General features: G+C 32.3%; 27 protein-coding genes and 1 other annotated feature. Of the genes, 1 reads left to right on the top strand and 26 read right to left on the bottom strand.

Annotated elements, in window-relative coordinates; translation table 11 throughout:
• Positions 1–230: 230 nt before the first annotated feature.
• From DW1_RS03560 to sigI, 5 genes are all read right to left on the bottom strand, one after another.
• The gene (locus DW1_RS03560) at positions 231–761 is read right to left on the bottom strand and encodes a GNAT family N-acetyltransferase (protein ID WP_074349261.1); all 531 of its coding nucleotides are present in this window, start codon (positions 759–761) and stop codon (positions 231–233) included.
• 14 nt (positions 762–775) lie between these two features.
• Entirely contained in the window at positions 776–1,426 is a 651-nt protein-coding gene (locus DW1_RS03555) for a TetR/AcrR family transcriptional regulator (protein ID WP_074349260.1), read from the bottom strand.
• Positions 1,427–1,649: 223 nt separating this feature from the next.
• Positions 1,650–2,501 carry a DegV family protein gene (locus tag DW1_RS03550; protein WP_074349259.1) on the bottom strand — a complete coding sequence of 284 codons (852 nt, stop codon included), beginning with the start codon at positions 2,499–2,501 and terminating at the stop codon, positions 1,650–1,652.
• A gap of 588 nt (positions 2,502–3,089) precedes the next feature.
• Positions 3,090–4,166, bottom strand: coding sequence for an anti-sigma factor domain-containing protein (locus tag DW1_RS03545; RefSeq protein ID WP_074349258.1), 1,077 nt, complete (start codon positions 4,164–4,166; stop codon positions 3,090–3,092).
• Positions 4,167–4,170: 4 nt separating this feature from the next.
• The gene (gene sigI / locus DW1_RS03540) at positions 4,171–4,878 is read right to left on the bottom strand and encodes an RNA polymerase sigma-I factor (RefSeq protein ID WP_074349257.1); all 708 of its coding nucleotides are present in this window, start codon (positions 4,876–4,878) and stop codon (positions 4,171–4,173) included.
• Between the two features lie 229 nt (positions 4,879–5,107).
• On the opposite strand from sigI, the gene DW1_RS03535 reads away from it, so the two are divergent.
• A complete protein-coding gene (locus DW1_RS03535; protein WP_074349256.1) occupies positions 5,108–5,854 on the top strand; it encodes a CAP domain-containing protein in 747 nt (248 codons plus the stop codon).
• Between the two features lie 81 nt (positions 5,855–5,935).
• Here the strand turns inward: DW1_RS03535 and DW1_RS03530 are convergent, their stop codons facing one another.
• The 21 genes from DW1_RS03530 to DW1_RS03445 form a co-directional block, all read right to left on the bottom strand.
• Positions 5,936–10,213, bottom strand: coding sequence for a 2-hydroxyacyl-CoA dehydratase (locus DW1_RS03530; RefSeq protein WP_074349255.1), 4,278 nt, complete (start codon positions 10,211–10,213; stop codon positions 5,936–5,938).
• A gap of 150 nt (positions 10,214–10,363) precedes the next feature.
• Positions 10,364–11,068, bottom strand: coding sequence for a 16S rRNA (uracil(1498)-N(3))-methyltransferase (locus DW1_RS03525; protein WP_074349254.1), 705 nt, complete (start codon positions 11,066–11,068; stop codon positions 10,364–10,366).
• 304 nt (positions 11,069–11,372) lie between these two features.
• Entirely contained in the window at positions 11,373–13,286 is a 1,914-nt protein-coding gene (gene thrS, locus DW1_RS03520) for a threonine--tRNA ligase (protein ID WP_074349253.1), read from the bottom strand.
• 205 nt (positions 13,287–13,491) lie between these two features.
• Positions 13,492–13,725, bottom strand: a binding site (T-box leader).
• A gap of 100 nt (positions 13,726–13,825) precedes the next feature.
• Complete coding sequence (locus DW1_RS03515) at positions 13,826–14,251, bottom strand: GNAT family N-acetyltransferase (protein ID WP_074349252.1); 426 nt, start codon at positions 14,249–14,251, stop codon at positions 13,826–13,828.
• A gap of 91 nt (positions 14,252–14,342) precedes the next feature.
• Positions 14,343–14,867: a hypothetical protein gene (locus DW1_RS03510; protein WP_074349251.1), complete on the bottom strand. Its 525-nt coding sequence runs from the start codon at positions 14,865–14,867 to the stop codon at positions 14,343–14,345.
• A gap of 196 nt (positions 14,868–15,063) precedes the next feature.
• The gene (locus DW1_RS15430) at positions 15,064–15,219 is read right to left on the bottom strand and encodes a hypothetical protein (RefSeq protein ID WP_159433540.1); all 156 of its coding nucleotides are present in this window, start codon (positions 15,217–15,219) and stop codon (positions 15,064–15,066) included.
• Positions 15,220–15,227: 8 nt separating this feature from the next.
• Complete coding sequence (locus tag DW1_RS03505; protein WP_074349250.1) at positions 15,228–15,764, bottom strand: hypothetical protein; 537 nt, start codon at positions 15,762–15,764, stop codon at positions 15,228–15,230.
• A 91-nt stretch (positions 15,765–15,855) separates the two neighbouring features.
• A complete protein-coding gene (locus DW1_RS15425; protein ID WP_159433539.1) occupies positions 15,856–15,996 on the bottom strand; it encodes a hypothetical protein in 141 nt (46 codons plus the stop codon).
• Between the two features lie 25 nt (positions 15,997–16,021).
• On the bottom strand, positions 16,022–16,594 hold the full coding sequence (locus DW1_RS03500) for an MFS transporter (protein WP_074349249.1): 573 nt from the start codon (positions 16,592–16,594) through the stop codon (positions 16,022–16,024).
• A gap of 201 nt (positions 16,595–16,795) precedes the next feature.
• Positions 16,796–17,569, bottom strand: coding sequence for a Nif3-like dinuclear metal center hexameric protein (locus DW1_RS03495; protein ID WP_074349248.1), 774 nt, complete (start codon positions 17,567–17,569; stop codon positions 16,796–16,798).
• A 130-nt stretch (positions 17,570–17,699) separates the two neighbouring features.
• Positions 17,700–18,050, bottom strand: coding sequence for a hypothetical protein (locus DW1_RS03490; RefSeq protein WP_074349247.1), 351 nt, complete (start codon positions 18,048–18,050; stop codon positions 17,700–17,702).
• Complete coding sequence (locus tag DW1_RS03485) at positions 17,977–18,408, bottom strand: tRNA-specific adenosine deaminase (protein ID WP_278335719.1); 432 nt, start codon at positions 18,406–18,408, stop codon at positions 17,977–17,979. Before DW1_RS03485 ends, DW1_RS03490 begins: the two co-directional genes overlap by 74 nt.
• A 238-nt stretch (positions 18,409–18,646) precedes the next feature.
• A complete protein-coding gene (locus tag DW1_RS15420) occupies positions 18,647–18,784 on the bottom strand; it encodes a hypothetical protein (protein ID WP_159433538.1) in 138 nt (45 codons plus the stop codon).
• Positions 18,785–18,843: 59 nt separating this feature from the next.
• Positions 18,844–19,617, bottom strand: a complete 774-nt coding sequence (locus tag DW1_RS03480; protein ID WP_074349245.1) for a GNAT family N-acetyltransferase — start codon at positions 19,615–19,617, stop codon at positions 18,844–18,846.
• 71 nt (positions 19,618–19,688) lie between these two features.
• Positions 19,689–20,009, bottom strand: coding sequence for a CPBP family intramembrane glutamic endopeptidase (locus DW1_RS03475; RefSeq protein WP_083605511.1), 321 nt, complete (start codon positions 20,007–20,009; stop codon positions 19,689–19,691).
• A gap of 6 nt (positions 20,010–20,015) precedes the next feature.
• Positions 20,016–20,438, bottom strand: a complete 423-nt coding sequence (locus DW1_RS03470; RefSeq protein ID WP_074349243.1) for a hypothetical protein — start codon at positions 20,436–20,438, stop codon at positions 20,016–20,018.
• A 219-nt stretch (positions 20,439–20,657) separates the two neighbouring features.
• Positions 20,658–21,005, bottom strand: a complete 348-nt coding sequence (locus DW1_RS03465; protein ID WP_074349242.1) for a DUF885 family protein — start codon at positions 21,003–21,005, stop codon at positions 20,658–20,660.
• A gap of 143 nt (positions 21,006–21,148) precedes the next feature.
• On the bottom strand, positions 21,149–21,871 hold the full coding sequence (locus DW1_RS03460) for a YetF domain-containing protein (RefSeq protein WP_242942432.1): 723 nt from the start codon (positions 21,869–21,871) through the stop codon (positions 21,149–21,151).
• 308 nt (positions 21,872–22,179) lie between these two features.
• Positions 22,180–23,508 (bottom strand): S1C family serine protease, encoded by a 1,329-nt coding sequence (locus DW1_RS03455; protein WP_074349240.1) that lies wholly within the window; start codon positions 23,506–23,508, stop codon positions 22,180–22,182.
• A 217-nt stretch (positions 23,509–23,725) separates the two neighbouring features.
• Positions 23,726–25,144 carry a sensor histidine kinase gene (locus DW1_RS03450; protein WP_074349239.1) on the bottom strand — a complete coding sequence of 473 codons (1,419 nt, stop codon included), beginning with the start codon at positions 25,142–25,144 and terminating at the stop codon, positions 23,726–23,728.
• Positions 25,137–25,838, bottom strand: a complete 702-nt coding sequence (locus DW1_RS03445; protein WP_074349238.1) for a response regulator transcription factor — start codon at positions 25,836–25,838, stop codon at positions 25,137–25,139. Before DW1_RS03445 ends, DW1_RS03450 begins: the two co-directional genes overlap by 8 nt.
• Positions 25,839–25,903 lie beyond the last annotated feature (65 nt).

The following is a 25,903-nucleotide window of genomic DNA, read 5'->3' as shown; positions in this document are numbered from 1 at the left end:
GTAATATTCAAAATATACAGTTGATTTTTAATATTTATAATCTGATTATATCGTGTTTTTTTATAATACAACACTTTTATTGAATAGTCAATAAATTCTGTAACATTAAACAGCTCAAATCCAGCTAACAATATTTAACAATAAATTGTTATTTATTACACTTTGCTTAAAAGTGTCAGTGCAAAAGTAAAAAACTCTATTTGGTCAGAGTCTTTAACGTTTGTTCCACGCTATCTTACATAATTTTCCTTCAATATACTCATGACTATCTCATCATAGTATCTACCATTTCTAAATACTGATTGTTTTAATATGCCTTCCTCTATAAACCCGACCTTTTTATATGATCTTATGGCTCTTTCATTGAAAGAAAATACAAAAAGCTGAATTCTATTAATGTTCATCTCGTTAAATATGAAATCAATTAGGAGTTTCATGGCTTCTGTACCATAGCCTTTTCCCCTAAAGTCCTTATCCCCAATGTAAATTCCAACTGTAGCTACCCGATTTTTCCAGTCAACTTTATTTATCCCACAGCCTCCTATATATAAACCTGTTTCTATATCTTCTATTGCAAAATTGTACGTATCCTTCATGGCTATCTGGCTTTCAAACCATTGTTTCTCTCTTTCCAATGTCATAGGATATGGTATCCCTGGACTTATATTAAGTAAGACTTCTGGGTCACACATATACTGATATGCAGGTTCTACATCTTCCATTTTCAATCCTCTAAGCTTTACTTTTTTACCTATGAACATAATCTTCCCTCCATCTAATAAAACCTGTCTTCAAAGTTTCTTATTGCTTTTTTCTTTACTTTAACTCCATTTTTCAGAAATGCAACAATGTTATCTATATAATCAAGAGTTTTATTATAATCTAAATTAACTTCGTAAATATAGTATTCTAATACTGAAATATTTAATGCCTCAAGTAAATAAGCATAAAGCTTAGAGTTTATGCTATCATCTATATCCATATTATCTATGCCCTTTAATATCAAATCCTCAAACATATTAGTTGTATCAACAGTATGCTTTAGAACTTCTCTCTTTAAATCCATGTCTCGTGATTCTCTAAAATCTAGAGATATGGTTGCAAGCTTTGGCAGCTCCATGAAAAATTTCATTTCTGCAAGAAAAATATTCCTTAATGAACTGTAAAAACTAAGAAAAGCCTGTCCTTTACTAGACTCTAAAATATATGCCTTCCTTCTATCTTCTGCTTTTCCTACTATGTAGCTGTACAAATCTAACTTATCATTAAAATACTGATAAAAGCTTCCCTTAGCTATTTCTGCTCTTTCAACTATTCTATTAATACTTGCATTTTCATATGAATATTCCGTAAATTCATCTATACTCACTTTAATAATCTTATCTATCTTTTCTTTTGGTAGATTGAAGAATGTTTTTTTTGGCAATTAATGACCTCCTTCAATTTAAAGTACTACATCCTCTTTCCTTATAGGTTATGTCTTAACTATATAGCCATAGTATACCATGTTTTATATAGTATTTGCATATAAAATTACCCTCTTTCCATTATTGAGTAGAATCTATTCCCTAGCGATAATCTAAAAGCTTCCTATATTATACTATGTTTTTTATAGCGTACAGGAAGCTTTACTTAAAAATATCTTCAGTTTATTTATTTAGGAAAAAAATTGCTAACGTCCCTGGTCCTGAATGGGCTCCCACAGCACATCCTACGTCTCTTATTATAAAGTCCTTACAGCCAAATCTTTCTTCCATCATTTTCTTAGCCTTTAAAGCTATATCTAAGTCATCACCATGAGTCATACCTATGGTTTGCTCACTTAATCTTACTCCTCTTTCTTCGATTATATCCATCATTCTTTTTATGACCTTGTTTCTACCTCTTACTTTTTCTAATGGTACCAGTCTCCCATTGTCTACATGCAATATAGGCTTAATATTTAATAGTGAACCTAAAACTGCTGCAGTTCTACTTACTCTTCCTCCCCTAAAGAGGTATTCTAGGTCATCAACTGTAAAGATATGTTCCATGTGTTTAGCATAAAATTCAGTTGCCTTGACTATATCCTCTTTTGAGGCTCCTTCCATAACCATTTGGGCTGCCTTTAATACGACTAATCCAAAACCTCCCGAAGCACATTTAGTATCTATTAAGGTTATATCAAAATTAGGATATTCTTCTAGTATTTCTTCCTTAGCTATGGTAGAAGATTGATATGTACCTGATAATTCTGACGAAAATCCTATATATATACAGGATTCATTATTCTTTGCATATTCCTCAAACTTTTTTTTGAATTCTTGAGGGGCTACTTGTGATGTTTTATACACTTTTCCGGCCCTCATATTATCATAAAGCTCCTTTGGTTCTATCGTTTCACCATCTTTATATTCTATATCTCCTAAGAAAACCGAAAGAGGTAATACATCTATTCCAAACTTTTTAGTTAATTCATCTGATAAATCACTTGCACTATCTGTTAAAATCCTAATTTTCATATGAACACCTCCAAATAATATAACTTAATAATTATTATATTATAGTTGTCATAGTCTGTAAATATATACCATATAACAAAATTTAATGTATCCTACAGTATAGGTTTTATGAATATATCTTTACTCTTACAAATAGATTATAATATGGAATACTATACCCTAACTTAGAAATATATTCAAGGGGTGATATTATGGCAAGAATTTTTTTCATAAGAAGAAAGGTATTGTATAGTGTTATTGCCATTGTGGTGTCTATTGTGGTACTCTTAATCATTATTTCAATGTTTTAGCGAATGATACAGTCCGCATATTAAATCGAGTAGGAGGTAAATAATTATTTTATTTACCGTCCTCTCACACCACCGTACGTACCGTCCGCTATACGGCAGTTCATTAAGATAGTCTGAATTTTTCATAATGTGAAGATAAACTTTTAAAACCGTAATTAATCAGTCTTTGGTTAGTTACGATTTTGTTCAATATCGGACTTTCACCCACTAGCTTACGCCCATGCTGGGTGCACCGTGAAAAAAGCCCTAGCTTAGTGCAAGGGCTTAGTTTATGTGATTATTTTTTTGGATTATTTCTTTAATCGTTCTTCCCATTATTTTTTCTCTGCGTTTCTTTAGATTTATTATTTTTGTCCTTGTTAGCCTTATCCTGTTTATTATTATCCTTGCTCTTATTCTTTGAACTATTATTGAAATCGCCACTTGAATTGTTATCTTTACTTTTTTTACTTTCCGTATTTCCTTTTACCTTATCATTACTTATATTTCCTTTTCTATTGTTTTTTCTGTCTTCTAGCCTTTTTTTATCTTTATTATCATTTGATCTATTCTCTTTTTTCTTTTCCATTTTTCTAATGTTTTTTTCTATTTCTCTCTTCTCTTTTTCAATGTTTTTAATTTCTTTATCTAATTTCTTGTCTTCTTCTTTACTCTCTTTTTTACTTTCTTTCATAATATTCAATATTTCTTTAATTGACTTATCCTTAATCTCACTTGGTTCTATGTTTTTGTTTTCATTTACTGCTTTTTCTATTAACTTAGCCTTTCCAGGAGATGTGCTATCTTGTTTGGTTTCTTCGTAGGATTTCTTGTCGCTTTTTATAACTACTACCTCAGCTTCAATTGAAGAATCCTTTATGTGAGTATTTATTTCCTCTAATATTTTATTATCATCAATTTCATTTTTGCTTTCTGCTATAGTAACAAGTACTGCATTTTCGCTATTTTCTTTAATGTAATTTTCTCTAATGGCACTATCTATAACTTTGTTTACTACTACTTCAATAGGTTTGTTTTTATAATCCTTGACATGCGTCAGAATACTTTCTCCATCTTCATTAAGTCCTTTTATTCCAATAACTCTTTTATATAGATTATATGACAACTCTACCCTCGGATTGATATCCACATCTACATAACCGTAGACAGTATGATATCCAAATACGCCGTATCCACCTGACAAAAATAAAATAATCGCGGCTGCTATGGAGGCAACTCTCCTGAATACTCCAAGTTTATGATTAAAGCTACTTTTAACTTCTATCTCTTGTCCAATTTCTACTGGATTAATATAGTTCTTTATTTCTAAAAATTGACCATCAGTAGTCATTATAATAAGTCTATTTTTATCTTTTTCCATTACTATCCCTCGCAAAGTCTCACCTCCAGTTTATATATTCCTTTAGGTAAGGGTAATCCCCCTTCATCACTATTATTAGTGATATTATATATGTTCGACCTCTTTCAAGCTTTTTTCGATGTATTCCTGTTAGATTTTCAATTTCTTTTATCGGCAATCTTTTTTTATCTAACAACATATTAAGTAGCTCTTCATTTTCCATTATTAATCTTGCAACCTCTTTGTAAAGACTTCTTAGCTTCTCCTGCTTTGGAGATACCTTTACTAAATCAGAAAAATCAATTTGCCAATTATTCAGTTCATTTTTATATTGAAAGATTTCAAGTTTTATAGATTCATTTTCCTTTTCTTTCTCATATTCTTCCAATGCTCTTGCTGCTCCTATATCAATAGTACTTCCATCATGCTGTTGGCTAATCATTTCTAAGGAAATAACTTTGCCATCTTTTTTTGTTTTTCTATAGTAATCTATCATTCTTAAATTAATGACATGTTTTGCAAAGCTTAAGAACTTCCCTTTATTCTTATTAAAAGATTCTATGGATTCTTTAAATGCTAGCATCCCAATAGTCAGCTCGTCATCACGACCATATTCTAAAAACCGTCCAGTTCTTTTTTGAATTGTACTTGCTATAAAAGGCTTGTACTCTTCTATAAGTTTGTTCATTTCATCTGTATTTTTTTTTGCTTTCTCTACTCTATCTTCAAGAGAACTCTTAAAAAACATCAAGTCACCTCTTTTCTATATGGGCATCAATATATATTCGATAAATTGTAACTAATTATTAAGGTAATTTGTAGCGCTATTATATTGAGAGTTTATTTTCCTTTGATTATCAATTATACTATAGTTCTTCAAAATGATTATATTAAAGCTTATAAATAGATTGATTAGGAAACCTTTACCAATTATATATTTAAATTTAATTTCTAATAATAACAATGGAGGTGCTAAAATGCTTAAAAAAATATCTCTCGTAATTCTTTGCTTGTTATTGACGGTTTCATGCGCTAGGCAGCCACAAAGACCAGGCACTGAGGAAATGCTAAGAAACCAATCTTCAATAGATGGCATGAATACTGTTAAAACTGTTAGAACCACAGTAGATAATTGTGAGATAAGAAACGGTACTGATACTGAATCTGATGTAATACAAAGAGTTGATAAAGGGACCTTGCTTAATACGGTAGGTAAATCAGGAGATTGGTATGTCGTAAAAACAAAACATAATCAAATAGGAACAGTATCAGAAAATGATGTAGAGCCTGTAATAGACGATGTTAAAGATACTCCAATACAAGGTGTAGTTAGATTAACAGCTGAAGAACAGCAAATGGTAAATCTAGTAAACCAAGAAAGACAAAAAGCAAACCTTCAGCCTCTAACTGTAGATATGGATGTTGCTAGGGTAGCTAGAATAAAGGCTAAAGATATGGTGGACAATAATTATTTCAGTCATAACTCACCTACTTACGGAAGCCCTTTTGATATGTTAAAAAGTCATGGCATCAAATATTTACACGCTGGTGAAAACCTAGCAGGTAACCCTTCTGTTGAAAGCGCTCATCAAGCTCTAATGAATTCTGAAGGTCATGGAAAAAACATTCTAAATCCAAATTATACTCATATAGGCATCGGCACACAGAACAGTAATAGATATGGTAATATCATTGTAGAATTATTTATTAGTAAACCAAAATAAAAGTGAACAATCCAAATTTCATTTAGATAGACTCTAGATGATATGTTAGGGCTAGAAAGTTTTTTCCTTTCTAGCCTTATCTTAATGTGTTAAAGCCGCTTCTTGCTGATGCCCTTTTAATTCTATTTCTTTTTCAAGGTTTTTAAAAGCTACAGATAACATAAGTTTAATACGATTAAGCTGATTGACCTCACTAGCACCTGGGTCATAGTCAATGGCTGCTATGTTGGATTCAGGATAAGCTCTTCTTAGCTCTTTTATCATGCCTTTTCCAGTAATATGATTAGGAAGACAGGCAAATGGCTGTAAGCACACTATATTAGGTACTCCACTATTTATAAGCTCTACCATTTCTGCAGTTAAGAACCAACCTTCACCAGTTTGATTACATAAAGATAAGTGTTTTTCAGCTCCTTCTGCCAGTTCTTCTATAGATACAGGCGGTGTAAATCTTTTACTATTTGCTAATGCCTTTTTCATATCTTTTCTATAATATTCAATTGCTTCTATTGCAACTCCTGCAAATAATGAGCCCTTATATGAGCCAGATAATTCTCTATACTTTGTCTTGCTGTTAAATGCAGTATATAAAAAGAAGTCAGTTAAATCTGGCACTACTGCTTCTGCACCTTCTGATTCTAATATGCCTACTATATCATTATTAGCAGTAGGATGGAATTTGACTAGTATCTCTCCTACTACTCCCACCTTTGGTTTAATCATATCCTCATGGATTTCAAGGCTGTCAAAATCCTCTACTATACCATAAATATTTCTTATGAAGTCTTTTCTAGTGCCATTTTCCAAAGCATCCTTACATTTTTCTACCCAGTACTCATACAGCTTATTTGCAGAGCCAGGCACTTTTTCATAAGGTCTTACTTTATAGAGAACTCTCATGAGTAAATCTCCGTAAATCATCCCCATAAGTAGGTTGTTTAGTATAGGTATGGTTACTTTAAATCCTGGATTCTTTTCAAGTCCTCCAGCATTAAGTGATATAACAGGCACATGCCCCATACCTGCATCTTTTAGGGCCTTTCTTATAAAGGCAATGTAGTTTGTAGCTCTACATCCTCCTCCTGTTTGGGATATGATAACTGAAGTATTGTTTAAGTCATATTTCCCAGACTTCAAAGCCTCCATTATCTGTCCTACGGTTATAATGGAAGGATAACAAGCATCATTGTGAACATATCTAAGCCCCTCATCTATGGCTTTTTTATCTACTGATGGCAATATTTCAATATTATATCCGGCTTTCCTAAATCCAGTTTGTAAAAACTGAAAATGTATAGGCGACATCTGCGGAGACAGAATAGTGTGGGTTTTCTTCATTTTCTCTGTGAAAATAACTCTTTTTTGAATGCCATAAAGCTCTACTGGCTCAAAGTTTCGCTTTTCTCTTTCTGCTATGGCTGCCATTAGGGAACGTATACGTATCCTAACAGCACCTAGATTATTTATTTCATCTATCTTAATTACAGTATAAATTTTACCGAACCGCTCTAGTATTTCCTGTACTTGGTCAGTAGTTACAGCGTCTAATCCACAGCCAAATGAGTTTAGCTGAACTAGCTCTATGTCATTCCGCTTGGCTACATATGTGGCCGCTCTATACATTCTTGAATGATATACCCATTGATCTACAACTCTAATAGGTCTCTCTACCTCTGCTAAATGACATATTGAATCCTCTGAAATAACTGCAAATCCATAGGATTTAATCATCTCTGGTATTCCGTGGTTTATCTCTGGGTCAATATGGTATGGACGACCAGCCAATAGTATACCTTTTATATTATTCCTCTCTATATAGGCAATTGCTTCTTCGCCTTTTTTCCTAACATCTGCTTTGTATTTTTCTAGCTCCATATATGCCTTATCTACAGCATTAGAAATTTCACTTTTGCTTAGTCCTTCTTTAGCCAACTTTTCATATATCCTTTTCTTAAGTCTATTTGAATCATCTATAGGTAAAAATGGGTGATAGAATGTAATTTCATCTTCTCTTAACTCTTCTATATTTGCATTTATAGTCTCTGGATAAGATGTAACTATAGGACAATTATAGTGATTACCTGCTGTTTCGTCCTCAATTACATTATGAGCTATACAAGGATAGAAAATCTTCTTAATTCCCTTCTTCAATAAATCAATAACATGTCCATGGACCATCTTACCAGGATAGCATACTGATTCTGATGGTATAGTCTCCATTCCCAGTTCATAAATCTTTTTAGAGGAGCGACCTGACAATACTACTCTATATCCTAGCTCCGTAAAGAATGTAAACCAGAAAGGATAATCCTCATATATATTTAATACTCTAGGTATACCAATAGTACCTCTTTTTGCTTCTTCAACCTTTAAAGGCTTATAGTGGCTAAAGAGTCTCTTGTATTTATATTCATAAAGATTAGGTATGTCATTTTCTACTTTTTCAATACCTGCTCCTCTTTCACACCTATTTCCTGATATATACTCACGACCATCAGAAAAATGATTTATTGTTAACAGGCAATTGTTGCCACATAATCCACATCGTCTCATTGATATCTCCGACGTGAAGTCCTTTAATTCATCCTTCATTAGTAGTTTAGTTTCATAGCCTTCCCTATATTTTTCCTTTGCAACTATCGCAGCTCCAAAGGCTCCCATTATTCCTGCTATGTCAGGTCTAACTACTTCTCGATCCACTATAATTTCCATAGCCCTTAAGACTGCTTCATTGTAGAAGGTTCCACCTTGAACCACTATTTTCTCCCCAAGCTCCTCAACACTTCTAAGCCTAATAACCTTGTATAGTGCGTTCTTGATTACAGAAATAGATATTCCTGCCGATATATCACTAACATCAGCACCTTCTTTTTGGGCCTGCTTAACCTTCGAATTCATAAATACTGTACAACGAGTTCCTAAATCTACAGGATTCTTAGAGCTTAAGCCAGCTTTCGCAAAGTCCTTAACCTCCATATTAAGTGAGTTTGCAAAGGTTTCTATGAATGAACCGCAACCAGAAGAACATGCTTCATTGAGCATAATAGAATCTATTACACCATCATGAATCTTTAAGCTCTTCATATCTTGTCCACCTATGTCTAGGACAAAGTCTACTCCTGGAAGAAAGAATTCTGCTGCCTTGTAATGAGCTACAGTTTCTATTTCTCCAATATCTATTCTTAGGGCAGATTTTATCAAATGCTCTCCGTAGCCTGTAACTGCTGAATTTACTATTTTTATATCATCATTTAGCTTATTATATAAGTCTTTTAATGCATCCATTGTAGATTGTAGAGGACTTCCCATGTTGCTTCCATAAAAGGAATATAATAGCCCTCCCTCTTCATCTATTAATGCAACCTTAGTAGTTGTAGAACCTGCATCTATGCCTAAGTAAGCTTTTCCCTTATAGTCTTCTATAGGTACTCTCTTAACCTTGTGTTTATTATGTCTTTCTTTAAATTCAATATATTCATTTTCATCCTTAAATAATGGCATAAGCTTATTTTCTTCATCTGTATCAATTCTATTTATATCAGGTACCCTTTCATATAGACATTCAAAGGGGATTGGTTCCTCGCTTCTCGAAGATAAGGCTGCTCCTAATGCCACATAATATTGTGAATCATCAGGAAATATTATATTATCCTCTTCTAAATTTAACGTCTCAATAAATCTCTTTCGAAGCTCTGACATAAAATACAGAGGACCGCCTAAAAAAGCTACATTTCCTCTTATGGGCTTTCCCTGAGCTAATCCACTTATAGTTTGGTTTACTACTGCTTGTAATACTGATGCTGCAATATCTTCCTTAGCAGCTCCTTCATTTAATAGAGGTTGAATATCAGTTTTAGCAAAAACACCACATCTAGATGCTACTGGATATATTGTCCTATATTCTTTAGCGAGATTGTTTAGTCCTTCTGCATCTGTTTGCAAAAGGGCAGCCATTTGATCAATAAATGCTCCAGTTCCGCCAGCACAAGTACCATTCATTCTTTGCTCAACGGAATCTCCTAAATATGTTATCTTAGCATCTTCACCACCTAATTCTATTGCAACATCTGTATAAGGTATATATCTTTCGATAGTATTGGTGCAAGCTATAACTTCTTGTATGAATGACACGTCCAATTTTTTAGAAATAGATAGGCCTCCCGAACCAGTAATCATCATTGTAATTCTATTTCTTTCTAGAATTGACTTTGCATCTTCAAACATGGAAATAACTGTATTTTTAATATCTGAAAAATGTCTTAAATATTTTTTGTATAGAATATTAGTCATCTCGTCTAATATAACCATCTTTACTGTAGTTGAACCTACATCTAGTCCAACATTTAGCACACTATTCATTTTACTTTCCCCTCCAAGTAACATGCGAAGTAAGTTTGCAAAAAAATTACAACAATACAATTATATTTAAAAGACTATAATAATATAGCTTGTATTGCTTAAATTTATATCATAGATACTAGATTCACTACTAGCCTTCAGAATAGCAGGCTAAAGTCTACCTAATATTACTGGGATTGCTGTCTCTACTCTTAATATTCTATTGCCCAAGCTGACTACTTCAAAGCCTTGCTTCTTAAACATATCGATTTCATAGGGAATAAATCCTCCCTCTGGCCCTATAGCCAAAGTAACGGGCTCTTTTATGTTCCTTGGACATTCTTTATCTGCAATAGGATGTGCTACTATTGCCCTTGTACCTTTAACAATATCTGGTATGCGGTCTTCTACAAAGGGCTTAAAAAGCTTAACTACTTCTATTTCTGGAAGTATCGTATCTTTGCCTTGTTCTAGTCCCAATATCATATTTTCAAATAAGTTTTCTTCCTCTAAAACTGGACTACTCCAAAAGCTCTTTTCAACTCTCCAAGTTTTTATAATATATATCTTCTTTATGCCCATAGTAGTCACATCTTGAATTATTCTTTTTAAGGCTTTTGGTCTTGGCATAGCTAAAACTAATTGTATATTTAATGGTGGCGGGCTAAATTCTGTCAATTCTACTTCCATTTCCAATACTTCCTCATTAAGTTTTGTTATCAGGCCCTTTCCCATTTTATTATTTAATAGACCTACTCTTAGGCTATCTCCTAATTTAGCTCTATGAATAGTTAATACATGTCTTAATCTCCTGTCCACTAATCTAACTTTATTTTCTGTAACAAAATCTTCTTGAAATAAGAGTATTAGGTTCATTTAACAATCCTTCCTTCATTTTTATGACGAGTTCCTACCTATATATATCACAATATATTACATTTTATCACTTAATGCAAATGTAGACAATATATATCCAAAATATGAGAATTAGTGTACAAAATCAGTATCAAGTATAGCACAAACAATCTCTGTATTCCCAGTACCTTCTGATAAATTTTTGCAAAAATAGTCTAATATTTATATCAATTACTAATTTCAACATATAAAAATCTAAGTGTTTTAAATTTGCATGCATAAGCATAAAAAGCGACCTTTCGGTCGCTTTTACTTATATATTTTGTTATTTTACCTTTTCTTCTATTTCTTTCACTATTTTCTCATTAAATTCTTCCACTGCCATTTGACCAATATCTCCTTGGTCTCTTACTCTAACAGATACTAGGTCATTTTCTGCTTCTTTTTCTCCTACTATTAGCATATAAGGAGTTTTAGCAAGTTGTGCTTCTCTTATTTTAAATCCTATTTTCTCTGCTCTAGCATCTACTTCTACCCTTACACCTTTTTCTTGAAGTCTCTTTTGAATACCATATGCGTATTCATTGTATTTATCTGATATTGGTAATATATCTACTTGTACTGGTGATAGCCATACAGGGAATTTTCCTGCATAATGCTCTATCAACACTCCAATAAATCTTTCCATACTTCCTAATATAGTTCTATGAATCATGACTGGTCTATGCTTTTCGTTGTCTTGACCTATATATGTTAAATCAAATCTTTCTGGCATCTGGAAGTCTAATTGGATAGTTGCACATTGCCAAGTACGTCCTAAACTGTCTTCCAGATGGAAGTCTATCTTAGGACCATAGAATGCTCCATCACCTTCATTGATTATATAGTCTATACCTTTTTCTTCTAGTGCTTCTCTTAGGTTATTTGTAGCTCTTTCCCACTGTTCTTCAGTACCCATAGAATTTTCTGGTCTTGTAGAAAGTTCTACATGATATTTAAATCCAAATACTTGATACATATAGTCAGCTAAATCTATTACATTGATTAGCTCTTCCTTTACCTGCTCTGGTAGCATAAACAGGTGAGCATCATCTTGAACAAATGTTCTAACTCTCATAAGCCCATGTAATGCTCCAGCTAGCTCATGGCGATGTACTTGACCTAATTCAGCCCATCTAAGTGGCAAGTCTCTGTAGCTAAACATTTTAGATTTATATACTAGCATTGAGCCTGGGCAGTTCATAGGCTTAATGGCATATTGTCCTTCGTCAATTGTTGTAAAATACATGTTTTCTTTGTAATGGTCCCAGTGTCCTGATTGATGCCATAATTGCTCATTTAACACAAGTGGAGTTTTAATTTCTCCATAGCCTCTTTTAACATGCTCTTTTTTCCAAAAGTCCTGTATAGTATTCCACAATACCATTCCCTTTGGATGGAAGAATGGAAATCCTGGTCCCTCTCCATGCATACTAAATAAATCTAGTTCCTTACCTAGCCTTCTGTGGTCTCTTTTCTTTGCTTCTTCAAGGAATTCTAGATATGCATCTAGGTCTTTTTGCTTCTCGTAAGATGTTCCATATATTCTCTGAAGCATAGGTCTCTTTTCATCGCCTCTCCAGTAAGCTCCTGCTATGCTTGTTAGCTTAACAGCCTTTACCTTTTTAGTACTTGGCAGATGGGGTCCTCTACATAAGTCTATGAATTCACCTTGTTGGTAAAATGAAATCTCTGAATCTTCTGGCAGGTCTTCTATAAGCTCTACTTTATAAGTTTCTCCAAATTTCTTTACAAAATCTAGGGCTTGATCTCTCGGAAGCACATACTTTTTAAGCTCCAAATCTTCCTTAGCTATTTTAGCCATTTCTTTTTCTAATATTTCTAAATCCTCCGGCGTAAACCTGTGTTCCACATCTATATCATAATAGAATCCATCTTTAATTGCAGGACCTATGGCTAGCTTTGCGTCTGGAAAATGTCTTTTTACAGCCTGAGCTAACATATGAGCACTTGTGTGCCAAAATATTTCACGTCCACCTTCGTCTTCGAACTTCAGTAGCTGTACATCTGCATCTTCGTAAATTTCATCATTTAGTCCAAGTAAGCTTCCATTTGCTTTTGCTCCTAAAACCACCCTTGCTAATCCTTCACTTATGTCTTTTGCTATATCTATGACTTTTATTCCACTATCGTATTGTCTAACTGAGCCATCTGGCAATGTAATATTTATTTTTGACATTTTATAACCTCCTTTAATCTTTTTCTTATATCACTCCGAACGTTAGAGAAAGGTCCTGCTTTAGCAATAGCTTGGCGGCAGTTTAATGATAGAATAGCAATTGTTTAGCTACTTTTGCAAAACGAGATATTCTTCACTTCATTCAGAATGATACGAAATACTTTTTGCAATTAAATATAAAAAACTCCCGCTCCTAGAATTGTTATCTAGGGGCGAGAGCTATGTTCCCACGGTACCACCCTAATTAGAATCTTTAAAAAGCTTAAAGATTCCACTCAAGTGATTGTAACGTAATCAACGGAAATCCTTACCCAGTAAACTGGTTTCAGATACAACTCAAGGGTAGTTTTCAATTAGACTAATCTAGGGTCGCTTTCAGCCACGGCTTCCCCTCTCTTTAGACCGTTTACTAATTTACTCGTCCTATCATTGCTTTACATTTTATATTGTATTATTTAATATATTATATTTTTATTTTAATATTATGTCAAGGATATTTTCTGCACCAATTTGCTGTATAAGTTTTGCAGCCCTAACAGTTACAAGTTTTTTTTCATGAAATACCTTGTATGATTTATGGGGCAATCGCTAAGTTCACCAAAGATCTCATATCCCTGCTTAATATAGAAATCTTTTGCTTGGAAGTCAAATGTGTCCAAATGGACTAAATAGCAGCCCTGCTCTTTCGCTACATTTTCAACTTCTTTCAAAAGTATTGATCCATATCCTTCTTTTCTATACTCTTCTTTAACCCATAGTATATCTATATATAGACACTTCCAACAATATAATAAGCCAATTATACCTGCAATTATATTTCCCTCATCATCTTTCATTACTCTATTAATTGAGATAAAAGATGGTTCTTGTAAAAATGGTACTTTCTCTGAGTTATATTTTATTATTTCATCATCAATATAATTTAATTCTTCTCTTGTACCCTTCTCAATTGTATAGTTAATCATTTTTCACCCCTATTGTCCAAATTATTTACATAGAACTTCTTTGACCTATCAAAATAAAATACTGTACTGTAACAACTATTGCTAGCCTCTCCTATTTTAAAATAAAATCAGTCATCTTCGTTTCTTCCCATTCAACTCCTTTAGGTGAAATATTAGAATACAAAGTTATTGAACCATTTTCAGCAATAGCAACCTTTAGATGAAAATTCATTTCTTTTGGTTGTAAATATTCATCATACATTTGTTGATAGTTTTCATGGCCACTTTCCTTTGCTTCTTTAATATATCCCACTGTATCTGGATCTTTATCAAAGTTCTTATGTATTAATGTATATAAAAAAGTAGCTTCAACATTTCCATTCACAATTTCTTCTTTATAGTCTGATATATGAAACTCTAACAACTCGTAGTATGGAGAAAAAGCTTTTCGACATTCTTCTTCCATATATGCACTTATCTTATCATAGTTTGATTCATTATTTGATTCTTCTGCTTCAATAGAAGTCTCAATATCATTTATAAGATCATCCTTTTCTTTTTGTAGGCTCGTATCTTTACATGCTGTAACTCCAAATACTATAAACATTGTAAAGATAATCATTATAAACTTTCTCATTTAATAATCCTCCCTTATTATCTATTAAAATCTTATATTTCTTTTAGAGCTCCTTTGTTTTCATCCATAAATAACACCATCTCAATATAATAATCTATATATAGCTCATTCAAGATATAGTGAAATGGAAATTTTTTAGACACAGAATTCTCTTTTCTATAAAATTTCCTTATTATCAGCTGTATTATATATGATGCTATATGTCCTTAGTCATTATATTCTTATTGATTTCTCGGATTATAACTTCATCATTAAAATAGCTAGTTATAGCTTTAATTGCAAAAACTCTATGGTCAATTCCTGTCAAAAACATTATTCTACTCCCTTTATTCCTGTTAATAATATTTATCATATTATTACTTAAATGAGCATCTCTTTCTCTGTAGAAATTGCTAAGCTTCTCGTAAGGTGTGTCTTTAAACATAAATTATATAGTATATCAACTGCTGTGTCGTACTTTCCGTTATTACATTCTTCAGCAGTATGGTTTATAATCAAAGGCACTCTAATTTTATCAATTACATCAATCATATTTTTTTCTCTTTTGTATTCCTTTGTTGAATAAAATTCCTTTTCTAATATTTTGATATCAAGTGCTTCAAAGTATTTTTCAGGTATTAGATTACCTTCTATACTTTCCCCTAGCCAATCAAAGCCATAGATTTTACAACTATCTCCATACCTAAACTTTGCCTCTATCATTTCATAAGGATAATACTTTTCAAGATATTCTCTAGGCTGCAAAATATCTTCCTCTCTTATCTCAACTCCTATAACATCTGGCCTAAAACTATCTATAATTGAAAATACATCATCATAACTATAATACTTGTTGTCCTTATGCATTCCATGAATAGTTCCCAATATCATAAGCTCTGTTTTTTCTGTATTACTCATAATAATCTCCTTCCATCAAATACTAAGAAGCCTTGCAGTTTGTCTGCTTCTTCTGAAGATATACTGGAAAGACACTTGATTAAACAAGAATTTATCTGTCTAATTTGTTTATTTTTGGATTGTGTTTAAATATCATACTCAATAGAATACCTGTCATTCCTACAATTATAAATAAAAATGCCATTCCTGAACCTCTTCCTATACCAACTATCTTTCCAATGGTTTGTTGCATAAAAGCCGATTTCAACATCAGTGGTTCAAATACTTTGTCTGATAATATACCTCCTAATAGATATCCTAATAGCTAATACAGCTTGCAGACCTTTCAAAGAAATAATTGTTGTTGCAAAAATAGGTGTAAAAATTCTAAGAATAGAATCAGATAAAGACTGTAAACCACTGGCTCTGCTGTACTGATCCTTTGGTACAATTAGTGTAACAGCTACATTAGAGGCTGGTGATTGAAAAGCGTTCATCAATCCTAATAGGCTGTTAATGATATATAAATGCCACAATTGCAACAGACTTGAGTATTTTAGTATTAATACACATAAAGTACATATGGCTGCAATAGCATCAGAAATAAGCATTACAGCTTTTTTGTTCCATTTGTCAATAAATATACCAGCAAAAACACTTACCAATATATATGGTAAATAAGTACATACTGAAAGCAAAGATATTGACATTACAGTTCCATTTTTTTGATATGCCCAAATAATCAATGCAAAGCTTGTCATCGAACTACCAAGCTGAGAAATTGATTGGCTTCCTAGTAAAACCAAAAAATATCTTAAATCATTTATGATTTTCTTATTAATTTTTTCCATTTTGACTTTGCTCCTTCACTAGTTATTAGATACTTTGGTGAATGCAAAGTCTATGTATTTAGACGATTTTATTTACTCCATACAGGCAATCGTCTTTACTAGACCTTGCATGGAGCATAATCTCTGTGGGCATCTTTATTATATATAACATATTTAACTCTCTCCTTCTCTGAAGCCGGAAGACCCTCATGTATATGCCATTTATCGATTATAGGATTCTATATTGGCTTCATAATGTTCTTCATTGAGTTTCACTATTTCTAGTTCTTTTATACTCTCTTTCAACCTCAATGCTAGACCTTCAATTCCAAAGATTTCAGTGAAAGTATGACTTCCAATGATAAGATTTATCCCTTTAAACTTAGCATATTGAATCAAGTACAAATTAACTTCACCTGTAATGTATACATCACACTTGTTTTCTACTGACTCCTTAAGACAAGTTGTTGTACCTCCATTACCACAGACTAAGCCAACTCGCTTCACCTTTTCCTTATTAAATTGCCAATATTTCACTGGTTCTTCAAGCAGCTCTTCAATTTTTTTTACAAATTCATAAAACTCAATTTCTTCATCATATTCAGCAACTCTACCAAAATATAAGCCTTCCCACTCATGAGTTTTATTAATATCTGTAAAATTTAATTTTCTCAATAAGCTATCGTTGGTTCCAAAGTCGCAATCATCAAGGGGCAGGTGATTATAGTAGTGACTAATACCATGCTCTGCTAGTTTTTCTACACAGGCCTCTTTTAATCCATAGATTTCATCCCACGCATCATGGTGAGTGATCATCATATCAACTCCATGAATTCTTGCCTCCTCTATAGTTTCAAGGGTTAAGTTAACACAATACCCTAACTTTTTAACTGCTTTATTTGCATGATATGTGAGCCCAGACTCATTAAAATAAATTTCCTTATTCGTTACATTAAAAAGACCATTGATTCTTTCAACAATATGTATAGCATCCATATTCTACCACCCCAGCTTCTTTATATTTTGCATGTTCTTGAATTCTCTAGTCTAGTTAAATCTCAGATCCTTATAGTACCCTAATGATAAATTAGATTTTATCATTTTCAATAAATCTCATATCACTGAGTTACAGTTTAATCGCTCTTGTTGCAATTGATGTATAGATAAATTTATCCAATGCTGTTCCACCTGTATCCTCATAAAAGCCAACAATAGCAAATCCTGCATCTATTTGTCCTTGTATCTGGTCAGTTAATGTGTGCCCGAATATATAACCATCTTCCTTGCATACCCTTGCAACTGCTTCATCATCTAAATTCTCTAAATCAGAATATGGAATTTTATGTTTTACTACAAAATTTCCTTTCTCCAGCTCACCAAGATGAAAAATGAATTGAAGTGGATTACCAAAACCAGCAATTAAAACACCATTCTTTTTTAAAACTCTTGCACATTCTTTCCAAATCAGAAGCCCCACCTAAAGGGTTAATTTCTAAAAACCTTTGAAATAAATCTCTACTCTCTTCTTTTAGAATCCCACCATGTACTTTAAGGAGTTTAAATATTGATGCTGTATGGTAATCACTCCAAGTTTTTTCTGTCCAAACTGCTCCACCATCAGTAGGAGATTGTAGTGAATAATATATTTCACCTATAAAAGAATGTATCGCAGCACCAAAACACATCATACAGGGTTCTAAGTTCGTAAATAATTGCATTTCCTTTCTAGCCTTATAAGGATACTTCAGTTTATCCATTTCCCATATTGCTTGCAGCTCTGCATGTACCAAATATCGTCCATCTTTTTTCTCCGTAGTATATGCCCTGGCAACAATCTAATCTCCATGAAAGATAATAGCAGCAATAGGTATCTCACCTTGCTCCATCCCCTCTTCAGCCAAGCTTAAAACTAACCTCATTTTTTCCTCTACTGTCACTATACTCACTCTCCTATGCTATGAAATAGCTCTCTTCACTTTTCTACTTGGTAAAATTACATTTAATATTTCTACTATTCATTTGATTTTATGACTTGTTAAAAATATTGCTTAGCTAATGTTAGTACTAAGATTATTAATTTTCATCTAGTATTTTTTTCATCACTGGATCTATACCATTTATATAATCTTCAAAGGTATTCTCAACTTCAATATCTGGATAGATTGAATCAGTATCTACATCTCTATGTTGAAAATACTTAGTTGATACCATACTGATAAACCCGAATTAGGTAAATTAAATGCTCTAACTTCTCCATAATGATATTGATATTAAAAGTTAAATATTAGCTCCCTTTTCTCACCAACTTTGATCATTCCACATTTTTTATACATTTCTTTGGCTGTATCATCATTATCAGTGATTAAATATACTACTTCAGCACCCTGGGCCCTAGCAATTAAGATCATCTCTTTCAAAATAGTTGTTCCAAATCCCTTTCGTTGCATTTCAGGAGCCACATCAAAATCCTCAATCTTTGCCACCTCATCATTCAGAAACAAGTCACAATGACCAATTATTTCACCATTAAAATAGCATAAATAACTATCAACTAAGCCTTCTGCTAGGTACACCCTACTTCTCCTCTCGAATCTTCTCCTAATGAAAGATTTTCCGAGGTCTTCTCCATTAACTCTAATATCAAATTCCAAAGCCTTATCTACTTGTTCATCATTCAATTTTCTAATAGTGCAATCTTGCCTAACATTTAATTTATCTAATTGCTCCATTTGAAACTGATAATAATCATATATTGTTACTTCCCAATTTGATTGCTTATTGTAATCATTTACACTTTCATTCTCAAAATCAAATTGTAGGTTAAGAAAGTTTTTCCCCTTTTTCCTAGCTTCTTCAATTTCTTTTTCTACAAAGTCACAAAATTCTTTTCCTGAGATTGGCTGTTTCAAGTAAGTCAAATTGTGTGAATACATATCCGGTATGATATCATCGCTAAATCTTATTATGTTGCCCTCATCATTAAAATCTGAAAAACATTTTAAATATTCTAATTCTGTATCTATTATTCTACTAAGAGTATTCATTTTTCCCCCTATTGTCATTTTTTAACTATGTGCGCAATCATTGTACTATTGCAAAATAATCGCTAATCCTGCTAGGCACTTATGAATTCAAATATGTATCCTAAACCTACTAAAATAACATTTGAAACACTATGCATTATTATTGGATATATGACACTGTTACTTTCTTGATATGCTTTCCCATAGGCTATCCCTAGAACAAAGCAGTATATCAGTTGAAAGTAATTCATACTTATTGAAAATGGATTGATAGTCCACTTAATATGTGCAACTGAGAATAATACAGCTGCTACAATAACCTCATAAGAAATATTCAATTTAGTAAAATTTCTCCCCTTATTACTGCCACTCCAAAATGTGAGTATCCCAATAGTTAAAGCACGAAATAAAATTTCTTCTTATGACCCTGACAACAATAGTTGAAAGCCTAATGAACCAAGGACATTAATCGCATTTAGTGGATAGTCATATTGTAGAAATTGATTATTAAAATATCTAATTCCATATGAGATTATAGTAAATATAAGTAGAGCAGTTGTAAAAGCTAACACATACTTCATTCCTATTTTCTTATCTCCTGCACTAAAACCAAAATCAATTTTATATTTTTTAGCAATTATTATAGTGGCTGCTGATGCTATAAGCATCTGCACAATATGATGTACAGATATATATGCATAAATACCATATTCATCTATTACCTTATAGCTAAAGCAGTTAGCAATAAGATTTCCAATTTTACTGGCGAGTTGCTGGAAAATTAATAATAAGGCTATTGCCACTATACTTGACCCTGTTTGATTACTTTTACTATTTATCATATATCTCTATCTCCATATCCCCTTGATTAATCTATGTCGTCTTGAGTATCTATTGTCATTACTTTATCATCTAGCCTTTTTATCCTCTTTGTTTTTAAGCAAATAATATACTGATATAAAATTTAAGACTAGACTACCACTTAAGCTTAATAAAATATTAAACAACCTATTTTACCTTATTCAGTCCAATAGGTTGCTTAAGGTAATAATTAATATGGGTTATTTCTTATAAAGAATATATTCATCAACCTGTTTCTCTAGTATTTTTAACGGCATATTTCCATCCATTAAAATGACATCATGAAGTTCTTTTATATCAAAGCTATCACCAAGCTCAGCCATGGCCTTATGTCTAAGCAGTTCAATCTCACCTATCTTATAGGCACACGCTTGACCTGGCCAAACTATCATCCTGTCTACTTCGTTTACTCCACTAATCCTTGTATTTTCATTGTAGTATTTTATAGCTTCCTCTCTGGTCCATCCTTTGTAATGAATACCTGTATCTACGACTAATCTTACTGCCCTATAAAGCTCTGACTGTAATGAAAAAATAAGGTATTGCATATAATATACGCAATACCTAGGTCAATTGTCAATTTCTTTTAAATAATTGTCAAATTTTTAAATTTTCTAAAATATTTTAACACACTATGAATTCTTCTTATCTTTTAGTGGTTAATAAAATATGGTATAGAAAAGTATCTATTTTACACACCTTTATTATCTTCACTCATATCAAGCTTTTCAGCTAGATTATCATCAAACTTATCTACATACCAATTTCCGTCGTGGTCTAGGGTGGCATACATTACTTCATCTATTTTGCTGGCTCCATACATTTTCAGATTATTCATTAATGTTTTGCCGTCTATCTTCATCTTCTTTAAATTTTCATATATGATTTGACCACCTATAATTAGCTCCGTAGGTATTGTTTCAGAGCTTGGAACTAAACCTAGATCTCCTACTGTAACGGTTCTCTTATCCGCTTTTTTTATGATACTTAACTTGCCATTTGCCTCTAAAAGACCATATTCTACGTCGTTGGGAGAAAAGCAACCAGCTTCTCTTAAAATCTCATTTAGCTCATCCATATGATAACGGATGCGTTTTAAGTTTTTTTCAAGTATCTTTCCATTTTGTATTATTACGACTGGCTCTCCTTCTAGGACCTTGCTTATTGTTCTACTCTTCATAGTTATATAAGACATTAGAAAAGTAAGTGCTCCAAATAAAACTAGTCCAATAAAATGCTGCCAGGTTCTTTGCTCAACATCTGTTGCCAGGGTGGCAGCTATTGAACCAAAGGTAATTCCATTTATGTATTCATGAAAGGTTAATTGTGATACCTGCTGTCTGCCCAATAACCTAGTGATATATAGTATTGCAAAAAAAGCTAAAAATGTCTGTACAATGACTTCTATAACCACTTTCAACTATTATCAACTCCTAGTAGAATTTAATATCTATATTTTGCTCCTATGTTGATAATACTATTCTATAATGGATATTTTCATGAGGTGAAGCTTGATGAGAAGTTTAATTTTTGAAATAATTTTTACTATAATATTTATTGTTGTTGGATATTTAATTCTTTATGTGTTGAGTAAAAATGAATTGATATAAAAAATGCAATAGTAGTACTCCACTGCAAAATCTGGCTTAATACTCCTATTGCATTTCCTATATGATTAAAGATTAAAATTAAATATTATCAAACTAAAATTTGTAGGAAAACTTAGTTTGTTGGGGGCATTATATCTAGTGTCAGGTCTACATCTGTATATTTTCCATTTCTATATATTGTTAGTCTAATAGTGTCTCCAGGTTTATACCCTTCTATAATGTTAGATAAGTCTTCTACAGTCTCGACCTTTACTTCATCTATTTTTACTATTACATCACTTGGCTTAAGTCCTACTTTCTCTGCTGGACTATTATAGTATACCTGGCCTATATACACACCTATTGGCAGGTTATATTGCTGAGATATAGATTCTGTTATAGTGGATATTCCTACTCCCATCCAAGGTCGTTTTACGTATCCATTTTGTATTAGTTCATTTATTATAGGTAATGCATCATTAATTGGAATAGCAAATCCCATTCCTTCAATTTCTGCTGATGCAAGTTTCACACTATTTATCCCAATTACCTCACTGTTTTGGTTAACTAATGCTCCCCCACTATTTCCAGGATTTATTGCTGCATCTGTTTGAATTAGTTTCATTTTCTTTTCTCCTATATTTAATGAACGGTTTAATGCACTTATTATACCTGCTGTTACTGTTCCTGAAAACTCTTCACCTGCTGGATTACCTATGGCTACTGCAAGCTCTCCTACCATTAATTTATCTGAATCTCCAAACCTAGCTGCCGGAAGATTATCTGCTTCTATCTTAACTACTGCTAAATCAGTTTTTGTATCTTGACCTAATACTTTACCCTTATATTCTGTACCATCATGTAAAGTTATTATTAACTCTGTAGCACCAGCTATTACGTGTTGATTTGTAATTATATACCCATCTTTTCTGTATATAATTCCTGAACCTGTGCCTCTGTCTACTTGTTGAACTGCAAATCCTCTACTAATATTTACTTTGTTTTTAATCATGACTATTGATGGAAGCACTTCATCCGCCACTTTTACTACAGGGTTTGTATACCAATCTGTGCTTAAAAGCTTTTTAGGAGTATTAGTGCTGGTAGTGTTATTAGGAGATGTTGCCTCTGCTGGTTTTGAGAAATCTATTTCGTTAAATTGCAGTATTCCATAAGTAAATGCTCCTCCTAAAATAACTCCAATAAGCAATGAAGCAAGTACAATATTTAGTAGTCTGCTTTTTTTGTATTTTTTTTCATATTTTTTATTTTCATCTTCATTGTTGTACATGATAAAACCATTTCCTGTAATATAATCATTATTATAGAGTGAATTATGGTTTTCGCTTATATTATTGCTTGTATAATAATTATCATTTGTACTATATCCTCTATTTGTATCGCTGTTATTGTAACCATCATTAGAGTCATTATAATTATTGTTCATATTATAGTAATCCATAAAAAACCTCCTTACTCGCTAATTTGTATATATTAGTATTAGGTAAATACCCTTCTTTAACTATATTATAGACAAAATATTTTAATAAAATATGAACAGATTGTAAATTCATACTAACAATAGTTAATCAATCATTAAACCATTTTTAGTCCTTAATTCTCCTCCTCAGTTCTCAATTTCATTAGGCATATTTGCATATTCTCAAAATAATACATGTCTACTCGTTATCACAAAGTTTCAATGTAAAGCAAAACACCGTTCCTTCTCCAATCTTGCTTTCCACCCATATTTGCTCATTGTGACTTTTTATGATCTCCTTTACTATTGAAAGTCCTAGTCCCGTTCCCTTTATTTGTCTAGATCTTGATTTATCTCCTTTATAAAATCTTTGCCAAATATTATTAAGCTCATTCTCTGGTATTCCTATTCCCGTATCCTTAATTGATATAAATACTTTATCTTCCTTCATTTCAGTTTTAACAAATAAATTTCCGCCATTATTCATGAATTTTATTGCATTATCTACTAAGTTCGATATTACCTGGGAAATACTATCCTTATCCGCCATTACTAGTGTAGGATCCTGTGCAAATCTAGCTTCTATATTGATGTCCTTTTCTTCAAGCTTGTTGCTATAATTAACTATAGTTCTTCTAATCAACTCGTTAATATCAAACTTCTCCATATTGAGTATATTTTTCCCTGATTCCATTTTTGACAAATCTAAAAGATTGTTTATAAGCTCAGTAAGTCTACCTGTTTCTCTATAGATTATGTCTAAGTATTCTTCCCTGGTCTCTTCAGATAATTCCACATCCATAAGCCCCTTCACGTATCCTTTGATAAGTGTTAGTGGTGTTCTTAGTTCATGTGAAACATCTGCTATAAATCCCTTTCTCATTTCTTCTAGCTTATCTAGCTCTCCTGCCATATAGTTAAAAGAAACAGCTAATTGTCCTATTTCATCCTTTGACATTATAGAAACTCTTTTGTCAAATTCTCCTGAAGCTATTACCTTAGTAATTTCATTCATTTCCTTTATAGGCCTTGAAATCCTCTGGGAAATAAAATAGAGTAATACTAATGCTATAGTCATTGATATGAGCATTGAATAGATGATTATTTTATATGTCTCCTTTAAAGTTTCCTTAACCTCATATATTGGCGAATGCATGAAAATACCATTTTCTACTTTGCCATTGATAAATATTGGTATTCCTACTGTCATTACTGGACTATTAAAATACTCGTCGTAGCTTCCCCTTTTAGCAATAATATTTCCCTTCAATACACTTACAATATCATCTTCTGTTAGCTGTCTCCCTATTAGTCTAGTCTCAGATCTATTAGATACTCCATATACATATCCCATTTTATCTACGACCCATACCTTTGTGTTTAAAAATCTTTCTATGGATTCCATTTCAAGCTCAAGTCTTTCATAAGTAACCTGACGATTAAGGTATTTTATTACTGTTGAATTAAGTTTTTGTCCCTCGGCAATTAAGACTTCACTTCTTTTTTCAAAATAATAATTTTCGAACATTTTTATCATTGATGCTCCCAATACAGCAAATATCACTAATATTACAATAAAATATACTGATACTAGCTTTTTAAATACTGTATTAAACACCTTTTTTCACCTCAAATTTATAGCCCACTCCCCACACTGTTTTTATCTCATATTTGTCCTCAACTCCTTTAAGCTTTTCTCTTAATCTTTTTATGTGAACATCAACAGTTCTTGTTTCACCTACAAAATCATATCCCCATATTTGCTCTATAAGCTGATCTCTGGTAAATAATTTGTTAGGATTTGAAACTAAAAAGTATATAAGTTCCATTTCTTTTTTTGGTAGGCTCATGATCTGATCATTTACTTTTATACTGAATTCATCCATATCTACCATTAATGAAGGCAATATGACTTTGTCTCTACTATTATATTCCTTAGGATTAACTCTCCTAAGAACAGCTCTTATCCTTGCAATCAACTCCTCAGGCTCGAAAGGTTTTACCATATAGTCATCGGCGCCAAGTCTAAGACCTAGTACTTTATCAAAGGTTTCTCCCTTTGCTGTAAGCATTATAATAGGTACTTCACTTACTTTCTTTATTTCTCTGCACACATCATACCCATCAATTTTAGGAAGCATAATATCTAGTATGACTATATCTGGCATTTCTTTCATGAATTTTTCTAATGCATCTTCCCCATCATATGCCTTTACTACTTGAAATCTTTCTCTTAACAAAAACATTTCTATCATATTACATATTTCTATATCATCATCAACTACTAACACTTTATAAAAATCACCAGACATAATATCACCTCGTGTAAAATCTTTAATTCAATATTATCAAATTTAGCATTTATTGTGAACTTTTT

The organism is Proteiniborus sp. DW1, from assembly GCF_900095305.1.
Lineage (GTDB): Bacteria > Bacillota > Clostridia > Tissierellales > Proteiniboraceae > Proteiniborus.
Note: the sequence above shows the minus strand (reverse complement) of the source record. Positions and strands in the feature narration are given on the sequence as shown.